Origin of the sequence: Lelliottia jeotgali, assembly GCF_016771845.1 — a bacterium.
Lineage (GTDB): Bacteria > Pseudomonadota > Gammaproteobacteria > Enterobacterales > Enterobacteriaceae > Enterobacter > Enterobacter jeotgali.
Genome location: NZ_JAENMQ010000006.1, coordinates 70734 through 87807, shown reverse-complemented (window position 1 = coordinate 87807; position 17074 = coordinate 70734). Strand labels below are relative to the sequence as shown.

Genomic DNA, 17074 nt, shown 5'->3' with positions numbered 1-17074 from the left:
AAAGGATGAAACTGTCACGCGTCAGTGCCGTTAACTGGAATAAGATTCAGGACGATAAAGACCTGGAAGTGTGGAACCGTCTGACCAGCAACTTCTGGCTGCCGGAAAAAGTGCCACTGTCGAACGATATTCCGGCGTGGGCCACGCTCAGCCACGCTGAACAACAGCTGACAATCCGTGTATTTACCGGATTAACGCTGCTCGATACTATCCAGAACACCGTAGGCGCACCAGCGCTGATGGCCGATTCGCTGACCCCGCACGAAGAGGCGGTGATGTCGAATATCAGTTTTATGGAGGCGGTTCACGCTCGCTCGTACAGTTCGATTTTCTCGACGCTGTGCCAGACCAAAGATGTGGATGCAGCTTATACCTGGAGCGAAGAGAGCGCCTCGTTGCAGCGTAAAGCGCAGCTGGTGCTGGAGTATTATCAGGCCGATGAGCCACTGAAGAAGAAAATCGCCAGCGTGTTTCTGGAATCGTTCCTCTTTTATTCCGGCTTCTGGCTGCCGATGTACTGGTCGAGTCGCGGTAAGCTCACCAACACCGCCGATTTGATTCGCCTGATCATCCGCGATGAGGCAGTGCATGGGTATTACATTGGGTATAAGTATCAGAAAGGGCTGGAGAAAATCAGCGAGGAGAAGCGCGAAGAGCTGAAAGGGTTTGCGCTGGATTTGCTGATGGATCTCTATGATAACGAGCTGAACTATACCGAAGAGCTGTACGCTGGAACGGGCTGGGAAGAGGACGTGAAAGCGTTTCTCTGTTACAACGCCAATAAGGCGCTGATGAATCTCGGCTACGAGGCGCTTTTCCCACCGGAAATGGCGGCAGTGAACCCAGCGATTCTGGCAGCGCTCTCGCCAAATGCCGACGAAAACCACGATTTCTTCTCAGGTTCTGGGTCGTCCTATGTGATGGGTAAAGCGGTGGAAACCGAGGATGAGGACTGGGATTTTTAGATAAGTCTTTCCCCCTCACCCTAACCCTCTCCCCAAACGGGAGAGGGGACTGTTCGGTGCGGTCTTTTCCCCCTCGCCCCTTTGGGGAGAGGGCCGGGGTGAGGGGAAAATAACGAATCTGAAATTAATATAAACTCCACTTCCTTCCCCATAAATATCCCCCATCATCTATACTGTAATTCCAGTGTCATATTCTCCTGAATTATTCCGATTCAGAAGAAATTCCCCGACCCTGCGGCAAAAAATCTCAGAAAAATTCAACACCCGCTCAGCCCTTTCCTCATGGGAAATTCAGACGATTCGCTAATGGCAAAATTCGTGCCACAGACGCCGCAAGGGTTGTCTCAGATTCTCAGTATGTTAGGGTATGGCCAGTTCATTATTTTTAATGGTATTCATATCGACGCTAATAAATAACGGGAATGACTCTATTGCATGGCAATTAAATTAGAAGTTAAAAATCTCTATAAAGTATTTGGCGAGCATCCACAGCGCGCATTCAAATATATTGAAAAAGGACTTTCAAAAGAACAAATCCTGGAAAAGACAGGATTATCCCTTGGCGTTAAAGACGCCAGTCTGGCAATTGAAGAAGGCGAGATTTTCGTCATCATGGGGTTATCCGGTTCGGGTAAATCCACTATGGTTCGCCTTCTCAATCGCCTGATTGAACCCACCCGCGGACAGGTGCTGATTGATGGCGTGGATATCGCCAAAATATCTGACGCCGAGCTTCGTGAGGTGCGCAGGAAAAAGATTGCGATGGTCTTTCAGTCATTCGCGCTAATGCCACATATGACGGTACTGGATAATACCGCTTTCGGTATGGAATTAGCAGGAATCCCTGCAGCTATTCGCCAGGAAAAAGCACTGGATGCATTACGTCAGGTGGGCCTGGAAAATTATGCCCACGGCTATCCTGATGAACTTTCTGGCGGTATGCGCCAGCGCGTCGGTTTAGCCCGCGCATTAGCCATTAATCCCGATATCTTATTAATGGATGAAGCCTTCTCTGCGCTTGATCCTTTAATTCGTACTGAGATGCAGGATGAACTGGTAAAACTGCAGGCAAAACATCAACGCACCGTGGTATTTATTTCCCACGATCTTGATGAAGCGATGCGTATAGGCGACAGAATTGCCATTATGCAAAACGGCGAAGTGGTGCAAGTGGGCACGCCGGATGAAATTCTTAATAATCCGGCAAATGATTATGTCCGCACCTTCTTCCGTGGCGTGGATATTAGCCAGGTATTTAGCGCTAAGGATATTTCCCGTCGCGCGCTGGAAGGCATTATCCGCCGCACGCCAGGTTTTGGTCCGCGTTCCGCGCTGAAACTGTTGCAGGATGAAGACCGTGAATATGGCTATGTGATTGAACGCGGTAATAAGTTTGTTGGCATTGTCTCCATCGACTCTCTGAAACACGCGCTCAGCGAAAATCAGGGAATCGATGCGGCGTTACTCGACGCTCCGCTTGCCGTGGACGCCGAAACGCCGCTCAGCGAGTTGCTCTCTCATGTAGGCCAGGCGCCGTGCGCGGTCCCGGTCGTCGGAGAAGAACAACAGTACGTCGGCATCATCTCAAAACGCATGCTGCTGCAGGCTTTAGATCGCGAGGGAACAAACAATGGCTAATCAATCAAACCCGTGGGGAACCACAGAGGCGGCGGACAGCGCCGCGCAATCCGCAGATGCCTGGGGTTCTTCTGCGCCCGCACCGGCTGACGGCGGCGGTGCGAGCGACTGGCTCACCAGCGCGCCCGCTCCAGCACCGGAACATTTCAATATTATGGACCCGTTCCATAAGACGCTGATCCCGCTGGATAGCTGGGTGACCGAAGGCATCGACTGGGTGGTCACCCACTTCCGTCCGGTGTTCCAGGGCATTCGCGTCCCGGTGGACTACATCCTGAATGGCTTCCAGCAGATGATGCTGGGTATGCCGGCACCTGTTGCCATCATTCTGTTTGCGCTGATTGCCTGGCAGTTCGGCAGTGCAGGAATGGGGATCGCAACGCTGATTTCATTGATTGTGATTGGCGCAATTGGCGCCTGGTCGCAGGCGATGATTACTCTGGCACTGGTGCTCACCGCCCTGCTGTTCTGCGTAGTCATCGGCTTGCCGATGGGTATCTGGCTGGCGCGGAGTCCGAAGGCGGCAAAAATTATACGTCCACTGCTGGATGCGATGCAGACCACACCAGCATTTGTCTATCTGGTACCAATCGTCATGCTGTTTGGGATCGGTAACGTACCGGGCGTGGTGGTAACGATTATCTTCGCCCTGCCGCCGATTATCCGTCTGACCATTCTGGGGATTAACCAGGTCCCAGCCGACTTGATTGAAGCTTCGCGTTCGTTCGGCGCAAGCCCGCGCCAGATGTTATTCAAAGTGCAGCTTCCGCTGGCGATGCCCACCATTATGGCGGGTGTGAACCAGACGCTGATGCTCGCCCTGTCGATGGTCGTTATTGCGTCGATGATCGCCGTTGGCGGTCTCGGTCAGATGGTACTGCGCGGCATCGGTCGTCTCGATATGGGGCTGGCCACCGTGGGCGGCGTCGGGATCGTTATCCTCGCCATTATTCTTGACCGTCTGACTCAGGCTGTCGGTCGCGATTCACGCAGTCGCGGCAACCGTCGCTGGTACAGCACCGGCCCGATCGGGTTGATGACCCGTCCATTCATTAAATAAGGAACAACGATGCGACATAACATCCTTTTTGCCACAGCGTTTGCCACCCTTGTCTCCTCCAGCGCATTTGCCGCTGATTTGCCGGGCAAAGGCGTGACCGTTCAACCGATTCAGAGCACTATTTCTGAAGAATCCTTCCAGACCATGTTGGTCAGCCGCGCACTGGAAAAGCTGGGCTACACGGTTAATAAAGCCAGCGAAGTGGATTACAACGTCGGCTATACCTCGATTGCCTCTGGCGATGCGACTTTTACCGCCGTGAACTGGCAACCGCTGCACGATGATATGTATGCCGCAGCGGGCGGAAATAAGAAGTTTTACCGCGAAGGCACTTTTGTGACGGGCGCAGCACAGGGTTATCTGATCGACAAGAAAACCGCCGATCAATACCACATCACCAATATCGAGCAGCTTAAAGATCCGAAGATCGCCAAACTGTTCGATACCAACGGTGACGGTAAAGCCGACATGATGGGCTGTTCACCAGGCTGGGGCTGTGAGGCGGTGATTAATCACCAGAACAAAGCCTTCGACCTGGAGAAAACCGTCGATGTGAGCCACGGTAACTACTCTGCGATGATGGCCGATACCATTGCCCGCTTTAAAGAAGGCAAACCGATTATTTACTACACCTGGACGCCGTACTGGGTCAGCGATGTAATGAAACCGGGTAAAGACGTGGTGTGGCTGCAGGTGCCATTCTCTTCCCTGCCAGGCGAGCAGAAGGATATCGACACCAAACTGCCGAACGGCATGAACTATGGTTTCCCGGTGAACACCATGCATATCGTTGCCAACAAAGCCTGGGCTGAGAAAAACCCGGCGGCGGCGAAATTATTCTCGGTAATGAAATTGCCACTGGCGGATATCAACGCCCAGAATGCGATGATGCACGCAGGCAAATCATCTGAAGCGGATGTCCAGGGTCACGTTGACGGCTGGATCAAAGCCCACCAGCAGCAGTTTGACAGCTGGGTGAATGAGGCGCTGGCAGCGCAGAAGTAAGGTTTTCCCCTCACCCCGGACCGTACACTCCCAAAGGGAAAGGGGGATTAAATTCCCTCTCCCCGTGGGAGAGGGTTAGGGTGAGGGCATCAGGCCGCACAATCTCACTCTCCCAACCCTAAACCGCACAAACCACCACGCGACAAATCCCCAACATTCACATTCATCCGTTATGATGGTTTCTGAAAAAATAATCACTTAACTCACAGTTCTCGAATCTCATGACGAAAAACTCTCAAGGGCTTAGCCCGGCACTTATTCTGCTCATGTCGGTGGCAACCGGCCTGGCGGTGGCAAGTAACTACTATGCACAACCGTTGCTCGACACCATCGCTCGGGCCTTTTCACTCTCGGCCAGTTCCGCTGGTTTCATCGTGACCGCCGCCCAGTTGGGCTATGCCGCCGGTCTGCTGTTCCTGGTGCCATTAGGCGATATGTTCGAACGCCGCAGGCTGATCGTCATCATGACGCTGCTGGCCGCCGGTGGTATGTTGATCACCGCTTCCAGCCAGTCGCTGGGAATGATGATTCTCGGCACGGCACTCACCGGATTGTTCTCGGTAGTGGCGCAGATCCTCGTCCCTCTGGCCGCCACGCTCGCGGCCCCGGAAAAACGCGGCAAAGTGGTGGGCACCATCATGAGCGGCCTGCTGCTGGGGATTTTACTGGCACGAACCGTGGCCGGACTGCTGGCGAGTCTCGGCGGCTGGCGCACCGTTTACTGGGTCGCCAGCGTATTAATGGTGGTGATGGCGTTTGCCCTGTGGCGCGGCCTGCCAAAAGTGAAGCAAGAAAACCATCTTAACTATCCTCAGCTTCTCGGCTCAGTTTTTAGCCTGTTCACGCAGGATAAACTCCTGCGTACTCGCGCCCTGCTGGGGTGTTTCACCTTTGCCAACTTCAGCATTTTGTGGACCTCGATGGCCTTTCTGCTGGCGTCGCCGCCGTTCAACTATTCCGAAGGGGTCATTGGCCTGTTTGGTCTGGCAGGTGCGGCCGGTGCACTGGGCGCGCGTCCTGCCGGTGGTCTGGCGGATAAGGGCAAATCGCATCTGACAACTTCCGCCGGATTGGTTCTACTACTGCTTTCGTGGGCGGCTATCTGGTACGGGCATATCTCGGTGCTGTCGCTGATTGTCGGGATTCTGGTCCTCGACTTGACGGTTCAGGGCGTGCATATCACCAATCAGACCGTTATCTATCGCGTGAAACCCGAGGCGCGAAACCGCCTGACCGCAGGTTACATGACCAGCTACTTTATTGGCGGTGCGGCGGGTTCGCTGATCTCTGCATCGGCGTGGCAGCACGCGGGCTGGACCGGTGTTTGTGTGGTCGGTACGGTCGTCGCCGCCATTAACCTGCTAATCTGGTGGCGCGGATATCACCTTCAGGAAGCGATTCAGTAAGCTTTACATGATGATGGAGCTTCTTAGGGTGTTAAGGAGCTCCGCACTCTGTTAAGGTGAGCGTAATTATTTATCCCAGAAATTTTACTGTGGGTGACATATTAGATTACCGCATGAATAGTTCAGACCTGGTGGCTGCTCACGCCCCACTCAAATCGCCTACATTTTCGTCCTGTTTGAAACTTCATGCTGTTTCCTCCCGCCCGACCCCGTCTTTCATGGGCGTTAGCCCTCTCGTTTCTGTGCTCACCGGGTCACGGATTCACCCGGCACTTTCTGACAGTGATATCAGCTTGGCGGATATAACCGCACAAATAATTCATTTACATTATTTGTCACTGTCGTTACTATATCGACTGTAATTAATGAGGTCATACCCAAATGGATAGTTCGTTTACGCCCATTGAACAAATGCTTAAATTTCGCGCCAGTCGTTACGAGGACTTCCCGTATCAGGAAATCCTGTTAACCCGTCTGTGCATGCACATGCAGGGTAAGCTGCTGGATAACCGCAATAAAATGCTGAAAGCTCAAGGGATTAACGAGACGTTGTTTATGGCGTTGATTACGCTGGAGTCTCAGGAGGATCACAGCATTCAGCCTTCTGAATTGAGCTGCGCCCTGGGTTCATCCCGTACCAACGCGACCCGTATCGCCGATGAGCTGGAAAAACGCGGCTGGATTGAGCGCCGTGAAAGCGACAACGACCGTCGTTGCCTGCATCTGCAACTGACCGATAAAGGTCATGAATTCCTGCGTGGGGTGCTGCCACCTCAGCACAACTGCCTGCATCAGCTTTGGTCTGCCCTGAGTACGACCGAACGCGATCAGTTAGAGCACATCACTCGCAAGCTTCTCACCCGTCTGGATCAGATGGATGAAGATGGCGTCATTCTTGAGGCGCTGAGCTAACGCGACGACACGCTCAACCTTCCAGATTAAAAAAGATAACGGACAGGCCAGCACGTAATACTGCTGGCCTTTCTGACAACAGGTCGGCTCAGCCGATGTGAAAATAAGAAGATCGTGGAGAACTACAATGAGCGCAAATGCGGAGAACACTCCCCCGCAGCAACCGGTCAACACTAAGAAAGGCAAACGTAAAAGCGCCCTTCTGCTGCTGACTTTGCTCTTTATTATTATTGCCGTGGCATATGGGATTTATTGGTTTTTAGTACTGCGTCATATTGAAGAAACCGATGACGCATACGTGGCAGGGAACCAGGTTCAGATTATGGCGCAGGTGTCGGGCAGCGTGACGAAAGTCTGGGCTGACAATACCGACTTTGTGCAAAAAGGGGATGTGCTGGTCACGCTTGATCCGACCGATGCGCAGCAGGCGTTTGAAAAAGCACAGACTGAGCTGGCCTCAAGCGTGCGTCAAACCCGCCAGTCGATGATCAACAGCAAGCAGTTGCAGGCGAGCATCGATGTGCAGAAAACCGCTCTGGCGCAGGCGCAAAGCGACCTTAACCGTCGTGTGCCGCTCGGCACCGCCAATCTGATTGGCCGTGAAGAACTGCAACACGCGCGTGACGCCGTGGCCAGCGCGCAAGCGCAGCTCGACGTGGCGATTCAACAGTACAACGCGAACCAGGCGATGATTCTGGGTACCAATCTGGAAGATCAGCCTGCCGTCAAACAAGCGGCAACCGAAGTCCGTAACGCATGGCTTGCCCTGCAACGTACTAAGATTGTTAGCCCGATGACCGGCTATGTTTCTCGTCGCTCCGTGCAGCCTGGCGCGCAAATTAGCCAGACTACGCCGCTGATGGCAGTGGTACCGGCTAACAATCTGTGGGTGGATGCGAACTTCAAAGAGACGCAGCTGGCCCACATGCGTATCGGCCAGACCGCGACCATCGTCAGTGATATTTACGGTGACGACGTGAAGTACACCGGTAAAGTGGTCGGCCTGGATATGGGTACCGGCAGCGCGTTCTCCCTCCTGCCAGCGCAGAACGCCACCGGCAACTGGATCAAAGTGGTTCAGCGTCTTCCTGTGCGTATCGAACTGGACGGCAAACAGCTGACGGATCACCCACTGCGCATCGGTTTATCGACGCTGGTGACCGTGGACACTGCCGATCGTGAAGGCCAGATGCTGGCGAATCAGGTTCGTACCCACCCGGCTTATGAAAGTAATGCCCGTGAAATCAACCTTGATCCGGTCAATAAGCTGATTGACGACATCGTGAAAGCGAACGCCGGTTAATTCGAAGGTGAGCGGTATGCAACAGCAAAAACCGCTGGAGGGAGCGCAACTGGTCATTATGACCATTGCGTTGTCGCTGGCGACATTCATGCAGGTGCTGGACTCCACCATCGCAAACGTGGCGATCCCCACCATCGCCGGTAACCTTGGCTCATCGCTGAGCCAGGGGACATGGGTAATCACCTCGTTCGGGGTTGCGAATGCGATCTCGATTCCGATTACCGGCTGGCTGGCAAAACGCGTCGGGGAAGTTCGACTGTTCATGTGGTCGACGGTGTTGTTCGTCATCGCCTCCTGGGCGTGCGGCATGTCCAACAGCCTGACGATGTTGATCTTCTTCCGCGTGATTCAGGGGATTGTTGCCGGGCCACTCATTCCACTGTCGCAGAGCTTGCTTCTGAACAACTATCCGCCAGCCAAGCGTTCTATCGCCCTGGCGCTATGGTCGATGACGGTGATCGTTGCGCCGATTTGCGGGCCGATTCTCGGCGGGTATATCAGCGATAACTACCACTGGGGCTGGATATTCTTCATCAACGTGCCCATCGGTGCGTTAGTGGTACTGATGACGCTGCAATCGCTGCGCGGTCGGGAAACCAAAACCGAACAACGCCGTATCGACGGCGTGGGACTGGCGCTGCTGGTGCTGGGTATCGGTAGTCTGCAGATCATGCTGGACCGAGGTAAGGAGCTGGACTGGTTTGCCTCGCAGGAGATCATCGTCCTGACCGTTGTCGCGGTGGTCGCGATCAGCTTCCTGATTGTCTGGGAGCTGACGGACGATAACCCGATAGTCGATTTGTCGCTGTTTAAGTCGCGAAACTTCACCATCGGCTGCCTGTGTATCAGTCTCGCCTATATGCTCTATTTCGGCGCGATTGTTCTGCTGCCGCAGCTGTTGCAGGAGGTATACGGCTACACAGCAACCTGGGCGGGCCTGGCGTCTGCGCCAGTCGGTCTGATTCCGGTGTTGCTGTCACCGATTATTGGTCGCTTTGCCCATAAACTCGATATGCGACGGCTGGTCACATTCAGCTTTATCATGTATGCAGTGTGCTTCTACTGGCGTGCGTATACGTTCGAACCGGGGATGGACTTTGGCGCGTCCGCGTGGCCACAGTTTATTCAGGGCTTTGCCGTGGCGTGCTTCTTTATGCCACTGACCACCATCACGCTGTCGGGCTTACCGCCTGAACGCATGGCGGCGGCGTCGAGCTTATCGAACTTTACCCGAACGCTGGCAGGCTCAATCGGGACGTCCATTACGACGACGCTGTGGACCAACCGTGAGTCGTTACACCATGCGCAGTTGACCGAATCGGTGAATGCCTTCAACCCGAACGCCCAGCAGATGTATTCCCAGCTCGAAGGCATGGGGATGACAGAGCAGCAAGCATCGGGCTGGATTGCCCAGCAGATAACCAATCAGGGTCTGATTATCTCCGCTAACGAGATTTTCTGGATTTCAGCAGGGATATTTATCCTGTTGCTTGGTTTGATATGGTTTGCCAAACCGCCATTCGGCGCGGGCGGCGGTGGCGGTGGTGCCCACTAACGATTGGGAAAGTTGTCCATTTCTCTACAGCTTCTGTCAGCTCTGATAAAGCAGCGCTCCTGAAATCGCTTCACGATAGTGAAAAGACAACAGGAGCGCATCATGCTGAAACACCCTTCCCAAAAATACGCCCCCTTTACGCCTCTCCCCCTGCCCGACCGTCGCTGGCCGGATCAACGTATCACCCAAGCTCCACGCTGGCTTTCCACCGATCTGCGCGATGGCAATCAGGCGCTGGCTGAACCGATGGACAGTGCGCGCAAATTGCAGTTCTGGGATTTGCTCCTCGGCTGTGGTTTTAAAGAGATTGAAGTCGCCTTCCCGTCTGCCTCGCAGACCGATTTCAATTTTGTTCGCCAGCTCATTGAAGAGAATCGGATTCCTGATGACGTCACTATTCAGGTGCTGACTCAGGCGCGGGAAGATTTAATCCTGCGTACTTTTGAGTCCTTGCGCGGGGCAAAACAGGCAACCGTTCATCTCTACAACGCCACCGCGCCGCTGTTCAGACGCCTGGTGTTTGGCATGGATAAAGCCCAAATTATCGAGCTGGCCGTTCGTTCAACGCGCCAAATACGCAGGCTGTGCGAGGAAAATCCTGATACACGCTGGCAATACGAATACTCCCCGGAAACCTTCTGTTTTACCGAAGCGGAATTTGCCCTTGAGATTTGCGAAGCGGTCGCTGACATCTGGCAGCCGTGCGCGGAAAGGCCGATGATCCTTAACTTGCCTGCCACCGTTGAAGTCAGCACGCCAAACGTCTACGCCGATCAAATTGAGTATTTTTGCCGCCACTTTAGTCGCCGTCGTGACGTCTGCATTAGCGTTCACCCGCACAACGATCGCGGCACAGGTGTGGCCAGTGCAGAACTGGCGGTGATGGCAGGTGCAGACCGCGTGGAAGGTTGCCTGTTCGGTAACGGTGAGCGCACCGGGAATGTCTGTCTGGTGACGCTGGCAATGAATTTGTACAGCCAGGGCGTGAGTCCTGATCTGGATTTCAGCAACATGACGCAGGTTGTCGAAGTGGTGGAGAGCTGCAATCAGCTGCCCGTTCATCCCCGCCACCCGTGGGCAGGACGTCTGGCGTATACCGCTTTTTCTGGATCTCATCAGGATGCCATTAAGAAAGGCTTTGATACGCGTAAACCAGATGAACGCTGGGAGATGCCCTATCTGCCCGTCGATCCGCAGGATATCGGCTGTTCCTACGAAGCGGTTATCCGGGTAAACAGCCAGTCGGGAAAAAGTGGCAGCGCATGGATTATCGAGCAAAACCACGGACTCAAACTCCCCCGCGCCTTGCAGCAGGATTTTAGCCAGCACGTGCAGCAGGAGACCGATAGTCACGGCAAAGAGATGACGCAAAATGCCCTTTGGCAGCTTTTTCGGGCACGTTACAGCCTGGTGGCGACACCGCGTTTTGCGCTGCAAAGCTACCGAAGCGAAAGTCAGCAGGACGGACAATTACGCTTAACGGCCACTGTCGCCGTCGATGGCGGTACGCGCCAGCTTGTGGGTCAGGGGAATGGTCTGTTATCGGCAGCCGCCAACGGAATGAGTCGCTGGGTAAGCACGCCGTTTGTGATTAAGGATTATCATGAACATTCGCTCGGAGAGCGCAGCGATAGCCGGTCAGTGGCGTACATTCGCTGTCTGTTCCCGGACGGCAGCAGCCGCTGGGGAGTCGGCATTGATAACGACGTGGCGCGCGCCTCGCTTCAGGCACTGCTGAACGCAGTCGGCTAGTAATCTTTGAAATAGTCGCTGGGTGAAACGCCCATCACCCGGCGAAACATTGCGCTAAAAGCGCTGTGGCTGCCGTATCCCAGATCGAGAGCCACACGCAGTACCGGCTGGCCCTGCGCCAGACGAGTCAGCGCCTCCAGCAAACGCGCCCGTCGCGTCCATTCCCCGTAGCTCAGCCCGGTTTGCTGCTGAAAGTGGCGGTTAAGGGTGCGTTCACTCATGCTGGTAAGGTTGGCGGCTTCTGCGCTGCTCCAGTGATGTTCCGGAGCGCTGCGGATTTGCTGACACAATTTGCGCAGTACGTCCGTATCCGGTTCAGGCAAACAGAACGGCAGCACCGGCATGGCCCGGATTTCATCAAGGATCAGTTCATAGATCCGCTCATCGCGACTGCCGGGAGCATAAGATTCAGGAAGATCGAGTGCGCTGACGATCAGCTCGCGCAATAAGGATGAGATCTGCACAATCTGGCACGACGCAGGGAGATCGGCACGCGCCAGAGGATCGATAAACAGCGTTCGCGCTGCCACCTTCCCGGTAATGCGTATCGCGTGCTGCGTCCCGGCGGGCAGCCATACGCCGCGTCCGGGCGGAACCACCCAGCATCCAGCCGCCGTATCAACGCGCACCACGCCGCTCAGGCTGTGCAACAGCTGGGCACAGTCGTGCTGGTGCCACGGCTCGCTATCGCCATTTTTATAATCATGGGCGAAGGGAACCAGGGGGCGATGGGCAAAGGAGAAGGTTAACGTTGTGGTCATTGTGTTTCGCCGAATGGCGGGTTCGGGGCGGTGATTGTGCCGGGTGGCGTCTGCGCCTTACCCGGCCTACGCTTCGAGCCGTTGTAGGCCCGGTATGCGCAGCGCCACCGGGCTTCCACTGACATCATGCTAGATGTGCAGTTCCTGCAGGGTTTCTTTCGGCAGGGCCAGCTCTTCATTGCTGTTCACGCGGACATCACGCTCAATAATGTGACGCGCGATTTCCTGCGCTTCTTCCAGAGAGTGCATCTGATACGTGCCGCACTGGTAGACGTTCAGCTCAGGGATCTGGTTCTGCTCTTTCACTTTCAGCACGTCGGCCATTGCCGCTTTCCAGGCATCCGCCACGCGCGTTTCATCTGGCTGACCAATCAGGCTCATGTAGAAACCGGTACGGCAGCCCATCGGGGAGATATCGATGATTTCCACGCCGTTACCGTTCAGGTGATCGCGCATGAAACCGGCGAACAGGTGCTCCAGGGTGTGAATACCTTTTTCCGGCATCACTTCTTTGTTCGGCACGCAGAAACGCAGGTCGAATACGGTGATTGTGTCGCCGTGCGGGGTATGCATGGTCTTCGCAACACGGACAGCAGGTGCTTCCATACGGGTGTGGTCGACTGTGAAGCTATCTAATAACGGCATACGTCACCTCCGATAGTGATTATTTTTAAAATAAAATGAACTCTTTGTTTCCCTGCGCGTCTGAGTATATGAAAGACGCGCATTTGTTATCATCATCCCTGATTTCAGAGATGTATATTTTGGCCACAGCGATGTGGCCTTTTTCTTTTCTGTCAGGCGTTCTTCGCCAGAAACTCATCAAACGACTCGGTATCCGCAGCTTCCACTTCACGCTGACGCACCACCGATGCCTCGCGCTCTGCCACGAAATCCTCTTCGCTTAAAACCTCCAGCGGCTCCTGCGACAGCATGTCGCGATACTGCGCGGCAAGCGAACGGCCGGTTCCACCGATACCTTGATCAATCATAGAACGCAGAATGCGCGCTGAGAACGTCAGTTCTGGGTTATCAAACGATTCGACCAGCTGATCGCACACCTTCTGATAGTCCTCGCCGCCGTACACGCTGTCCATTGTCTGCGCCACACGTTTGAGATCGCGGAACAGATCTTTGCCGACTTTCGCCAGCGGAAACTGCGCCGTTTCGCAACCAATACCCAGCGTCAGGCCAGGCTTGCGCCCTTCCAGAATCACACGATTCCAGTTGGTGCGCGTACAGAGAAGTTCGTCAGAACTCATCTCAGGCGCATCCGCCAGCACACACCAGACCATAAACAAGTCCAGGAAACGCACCTGCTGCTCGTCGACGCCGATTGGCGAGAACGGGTTGATATCCAGCGAACGCACTTCAATGTACTCAATGCCGCCGCGCTCCAGCGCATCCGATGGAGCTTCGCCGCTGCGCGTCACGCGTTTCGGGCGGATCGGCGCATACAGCTCGTTTTCAATCTGCAACACGTTACTGTTGATCTGCAGGCGCTTACCGTCTTTTTCGAGGCCGATTTTCTCGTACTCTTCTGACGGCGTTTTGATCGCTCGCTTCAAGCCTGCCACATATTCGTGCAATTCGTTAAACGTAATTCCGAGATTGCTTTGCGACTTATTGGTATAACCGAGATCGCTCAGGCGCAGAGAGGTGGCGTACGGCAGGTAATACATGCCGCAGTCGGTCTTCTCAAACGGCAGCGTGGTCGGTTTGCCCTGCAGGAACGAGGAGCAAATCGCAGGCGAAGCACCAAACAGGTACGGGATCACCCAACCAAAACGGTAGTAGTTGCGGATCAGACGGAAATACCCCGCCGAGATCGACTCTTTATCCGTTTCGCCGCACTTCGCCTGCCAGAACGCCATCGGCAGCGAGAAGTTGTAATGCACGCCGGAAATAGTCTGCATCAGCGCGCCGTAGCGGTTTTTCAGCCCTTCGCGATAGAGCGTTTTCAGGCGGCCAATATTCGAGGTGCCGTATTGCGCCAGCTCAATGTCCTGCCCCTGCTCGATGTAGCAAGGCATGCTCAGCGGCCACATCCGCTCATCGCCCAGCTGGCGGGCGGTAAAGCGGTGAACGTCGCGCATCAGCGTCAGCATGTGGTCAATATCGCCATCGACGGGCGTAATGAACTCCAGCAGCGCTTCGGCGAAATCGGTTGTGATCCATTTATGTGTCAGCGCAGAGCCTAACGCTTCAGGATGGCCTGTTGTTGCCAGGCTGCCATCTTCGTTTACGCGCAGCGTTTCGCGCTCAAGCCCACGCTGAATCCCCTTCAGAGCCTGAGGATGTTTTTCCAGCCAGGCCAGCGCCTGTGATACGTCCGGGATCAAATTGACCTCCCGCCTGTCAAAATAAGAGTTATCCAGCATAAATTGTAATGGTTGACGATTGAAGGTCGCTTTTTCATTCCACCAATTAGTGCCACCACGTCATGCCCTGTAGGGTTGCAAGTGCCACGAGGACATAGCGCAACGCCTTGCCAAGGCATAAAAAAAAGAGCACCGGCCCCCAGGAGATGCGCATCCATCCCGCCAGCAGACACAGCAAATCGCCTATAACAGGCATCCAGCTTAATAAAAGCGTCGCAGCGCCATAGCGTTTAAGCCAGCCCGCTGCTTTTTCCTGCCAGCGTGATGTTTTACGCAGCGGAAAGAAACGCCCAAGAATAACGTTAGTCAGCCCTCCAAGGCTATTACCCATTGTTGCTATTACTACCAACAACCAGGGCTGACTGACACCAGACAACAGCATCGCGACCAGCACAACTTCCGAATTACCCGGTAAAAGTGTGGCACTTAAAAAACTGCTGGCAAATAAAGACGCAAGTGACAGCAAGTCACTCACAGCAGGCGAACATCCACAGCGTCCATTCCGGCTGCATGTGCGGCCTGAATGCCGAAATCTGCATCTTCAAAAACGACGCACTTGTTCGCCGGGACGCCCATCAGTTCCGCACAAAGCAGAAAGGTGTCCGGAGCCGGTTTATGGTTTTGAACATGATCGGCGGCGACAACCGCAGAGAAATAGTGGCGCAGACCCAAATGATTTAGCAACGCTTCTGCTACTGCGCTTTCACTGCCTGTGCCCACTGACATCGGACGACGACCGTGCCACTCTTTGACCACCTCAATCAGCGGTAAAGGGTTTACGGTGTCTAACAGCATCGCTTTGACAGCGTCGGTTTTTTCACGGGCAAGCAAATGGGGATCGAGATCAGCGTGGTTCAGTTCAATCACTGCCTGAGCGATTCGCCAGGTGGGTGAGCCATTCAGCGCGACCATCGCCTGTAGGTCGAACGTCATACCATAACGCCCAAGAACGTCATTCCAGGCTTTACGATGTGTGGGTTCGGTATCCAGGATGGTGCCATCCATGTCGAAGATCAGACCGTCATACTGTGCGTACATCGTGCTCTCGCCAAACGATTAACAAGATATTACTTTATCGTAAACGAGGATTTTTGTCGCTGATTCTGGTTGTAATACAAAGAGGATGATGGGTAATTGAACTATGGGGGAATACTAAGAAGAAATGGTGCATCCGGGAGGATTCGAACCTCCGACCGCTCGGTTCGTAGCCGAGTACTCTATCCAGCTGAGCTACGGATGCATCAAGGGGTACTGCTGATTCAATGTCGCTCAACAAGCCGCAACACTGAGAATATGGTGCATCCGGGAGGATTCGAACCTCCGACCGCTCGGTTCGTAGCCGAGTACTCTATCCAGCTGAGCTACGGATGCATCGGGATTTACTATTTACTGCTTGATACGTCATATCACTTCGAAAGCAATACGAGGTAATAGATGGTGCATCCGGGAGGATTCGAACCTCCGACCGCTCGGTTCGTAGCCGAGTACTCTATCCAGCTGAGCTACGGATGCATCAGGGGGTACTGCTTTTACTGCTGATTCAATGTCACTCAACAAGCCGCAACACTGAGAATGATGGTGCATCCGGGAGGATTCGAACCTCCGACCGCTCGGTTCGTAGCCGAGTACTCTATCCAGCTGAGCTACGGATGCAAAATGGCGGTGAGGCGGGGATTCGAACCCCGGATGCAGCTTTTGACCGCATACTCCCTTAGCAGGGGAGCGCCTTCAGCCTCTCGGCCACCTCACCACACAACGCCTCTTTCGAGTGCTTCGAGTTACTCGTTAAGAGCTTCTCGTCGCTGCGTGGCGCATATATTACTTTCTGGGACTTATAAGTCAAACAATTTTCCACAACCTTTTTTCGTTTGCACAAATCACACTCAATTCGCATGTAAAAGCTGCAAAGAGGGTGTTTTATAAACGGATTTTGCAGCCATCCGCACAGAAATCCTCAGGGAAAATTGCGGAGTTTGGGCGAGATAAGGTTTAGAGAGTGACAAAAAACAGAAGGAATGAAATCGAACGGTAACTTTATGCAGGAAGAATAGCGAGAGGGTTGCGTCTCGCCGGGCGGCGAGACGCGATAATATCAGTAACTGGACTGCTGGGATTTTTCAGCCTGGATACGCTGGTAGATCTCTTCACGATGGACAGAGACTTCTTTAGGGGCGTTCACACCAATACGTACCTGGTTACCCTTCACCCCTAAAACTGTCACGGTGACCTCATCCCCAATCATGAGGGTCTCACCAACTCGACGAGTCAGAATCAGCATTCTTTGCTCCTTGAAAGATTAAAAGAGTCGGGTCTCTTGTATCCCGGCATTATCCATC

15 protein-coding genes and 5 tRNA genes are annotated in these 17074 nt (G+C 54.1%); 9 read left to right on the top strand and 11 right to left on the bottom strand.

Translation table 11 applies throughout. The features are described from left to right. Positions 1 to 5: 5 nt before the first annotated feature. From nrdF to leuA, 9 genes are all read left to right on the top strand, one after another. On the top strand, positions 6 to 965 hold the full coding sequence (gene nrdF, locus JBO43_RS13360; protein ID WP_202674497.1) for a class 1b ribonucleoside-diphosphate reductase subunit beta: 960 nt from the start codon (positions 6 to 8) through the stop codon (positions 963 to 965). Positions 966 to 1400: 435 nt separating this feature from the next. Continuing rightward, positions 1401 to 2603 carry a glycine betaine/L-proline ABC transporter ATP-binding protein ProV gene (gene proV / locus JBO43_RS13355; RefSeq protein ID WP_095283021.1) on the top strand — a complete coding sequence of 401 codons (1203 nt, stop codon included), beginning with the start codon at positions 1401 to 1403 and terminating at the stop codon, positions 2601 to 2603. Beyond that, complete coding sequence (gene proW, locus JBO43_RS13350) at positions 2596 to 3663, top strand: glycine betaine/L-proline ABC transporter permease ProW (RefSeq protein WP_202674496.1); 1068 nt, start codon at positions 2596 to 2598, stop codon at positions 3661 to 3663. The genes proV and proW overlap by 8 nt, the downstream gene beginning before the upstream one ends. A 9-nt stretch (positions 3664 to 3672) precedes the next feature. Continuing rightward, a complete protein-coding gene (gene proX, locus JBO43_RS13345; RefSeq protein ID WP_095283023.1) occupies positions 3673 to 4668 on the top strand; it encodes a glycine betaine/L-proline ABC transporter substrate-binding protein ProX in 996 nt (331 codons plus the stop codon). Positions 4669 to 4889: 221 nt separating this feature from the next. After that, positions 4890 to 6074 (top strand): MFS transporter, encoded by a 1185-nt coding sequence (locus JBO43_RS13340; protein ID WP_095283024.1) that lies wholly within the window; start codon positions 4890 to 4892, stop codon positions 6072 to 6074. Between the two features lie 381 nt (positions 6075 to 6455). Then, on the top strand, positions 6456 to 6986 hold the full coding sequence (gene mprA, locus JBO43_RS13335) for a transcriptional repressor MprA (protein ID WP_095283025.1): 531 nt from the start codon (positions 6456 to 6458) through the stop codon (positions 6984 to 6986). A gap of 127 nt (positions 6987 to 7113) precedes the next feature. Beyond that, complete coding sequence (gene emrA, locus JBO43_RS13330; protein WP_095283027.1) at positions 7114 to 8289, top strand: multidrug efflux MFS transporter periplasmic adaptor subunit EmrA; 1176 nt, start codon at positions 7114 to 7116, stop codon at positions 8287 to 8289. Positions 8290 to 8305: 16 nt separating this feature from the next. After that, complete coding sequence (gene emrB, locus JBO43_RS13325; RefSeq protein WP_095283028.1) at positions 8306 to 9844, top strand: multidrug efflux MFS transporter permease subunit EmrB; 1539 nt, start codon at positions 8306 to 8308, stop codon at positions 9842 to 9844. Between the two features lie 102 nt (positions 9845 to 9946). Beyond that, positions 9947 to 11596 (top strand): 2-isopropylmalate synthase, encoded by a 1650-nt coding sequence (gene leuA, locus JBO43_RS13320; protein ID WP_202674495.1) that lies wholly within the window; start codon positions 9947 to 9949, stop codon positions 11594 to 11596. Here the strand turns inward: leuA and JBO43_RS13315 are convergent. From JBO43_RS13315 to csrA, 11 genes are all read right to left on the bottom strand, one after another. Further along, complete coding sequence (locus JBO43_RS13315; RefSeq protein ID WP_202674494.1) at positions 11593 to 12357, bottom strand: AraC family transcriptional regulator; 765 nt, start codon at positions 12355 to 12357, stop codon at positions 11593 to 11595. The two genes, leuA and JBO43_RS13315, sit on opposite strands and share 4 nt — an antisense overlap. A 129-nt stretch (positions 12358 to 12486) precedes the next feature. Next, positions 12487 to 13002, bottom strand: coding sequence for an S-ribosylhomocysteine lyase (luxS, locus tag JBO43_RS13310; protein ID WP_095283031.1), 516 nt, complete (start codon positions 13000 to 13002; stop codon positions 12487 to 12489). A 152-nt stretch (positions 13003 to 13154) separates the two neighbouring features. Continuing rightward, complete coding sequence (gene gshA / locus JBO43_RS13305; protein WP_103946651.1) at positions 13155 to 14699, bottom strand: glutamate--cysteine ligase; 1545 nt, start codon at positions 14697 to 14699, stop codon at positions 13155 to 13157. Positions 14700 to 14784: 85 nt separating this feature from the next. After that, positions 14785 to 15213 carry a YqaA family protein gene (locus JBO43_RS13300; RefSeq protein ID WP_095283032.1) on the bottom strand — a complete coding sequence of 143 codons (429 nt, stop codon included), beginning with the start codon at positions 15211 to 15213 and terminating at the stop codon, positions 14785 to 14787. Next, on the bottom strand, positions 15210 to 15776 hold the full coding sequence (gene yqaB / locus JBO43_RS13295) for a fructose-1-phosphate/6-phosphogluconate phosphatase (RefSeq protein WP_103946532.1): 567 nt from the start codon (positions 15774 to 15776) through the stop codon (positions 15210 to 15212). Before yqaB ends, JBO43_RS13300 begins: the two co-directional genes overlap by 4 nt. 125 nt (positions 15777 to 15901) lie before the next feature. Further along, positions 15902 to 15978: transfer RNA gene (locus JBO43_RS13290), tRNA-Arg, on the bottom strand. 54 nt (positions 15979 to 16032) lie between these two features. Continuing rightward, positions 16033 to 16109 (bottom strand) — tRNA-Arg (locus JBO43_RS13285). 64 nt (positions 16110 to 16173) lie between these two features. Beyond that, positions 16174 to 16250 (bottom strand) — tRNA-Arg (locus tag JBO43_RS13280). A 64-nt stretch (positions 16251 to 16314) separates the two neighbouring features. Then, a tRNA-Arg gene (locus tag JBO43_RS13275) sits at positions 16315 to 16391 on the bottom strand. A 4-nt stretch (positions 16392 to 16395) separates the two neighbouring features. Further along, positions 16396 to 16488 (bottom strand) — tRNA-Ser (locus tag JBO43_RS13270). Between the two features lie 342 nt (positions 16489 to 16830). Further along, on the bottom strand, positions 16831 to 17016 hold the full coding sequence (csrA, locus tag JBO43_RS13265; RefSeq protein WP_000906486.1) for a carbon storage regulator CsrA: 186 nt from the start codon (positions 17014 to 17016) through the stop codon (positions 16831 to 16833). Positions 17017 to 17074: the final 58 nt, after the last annotated feature.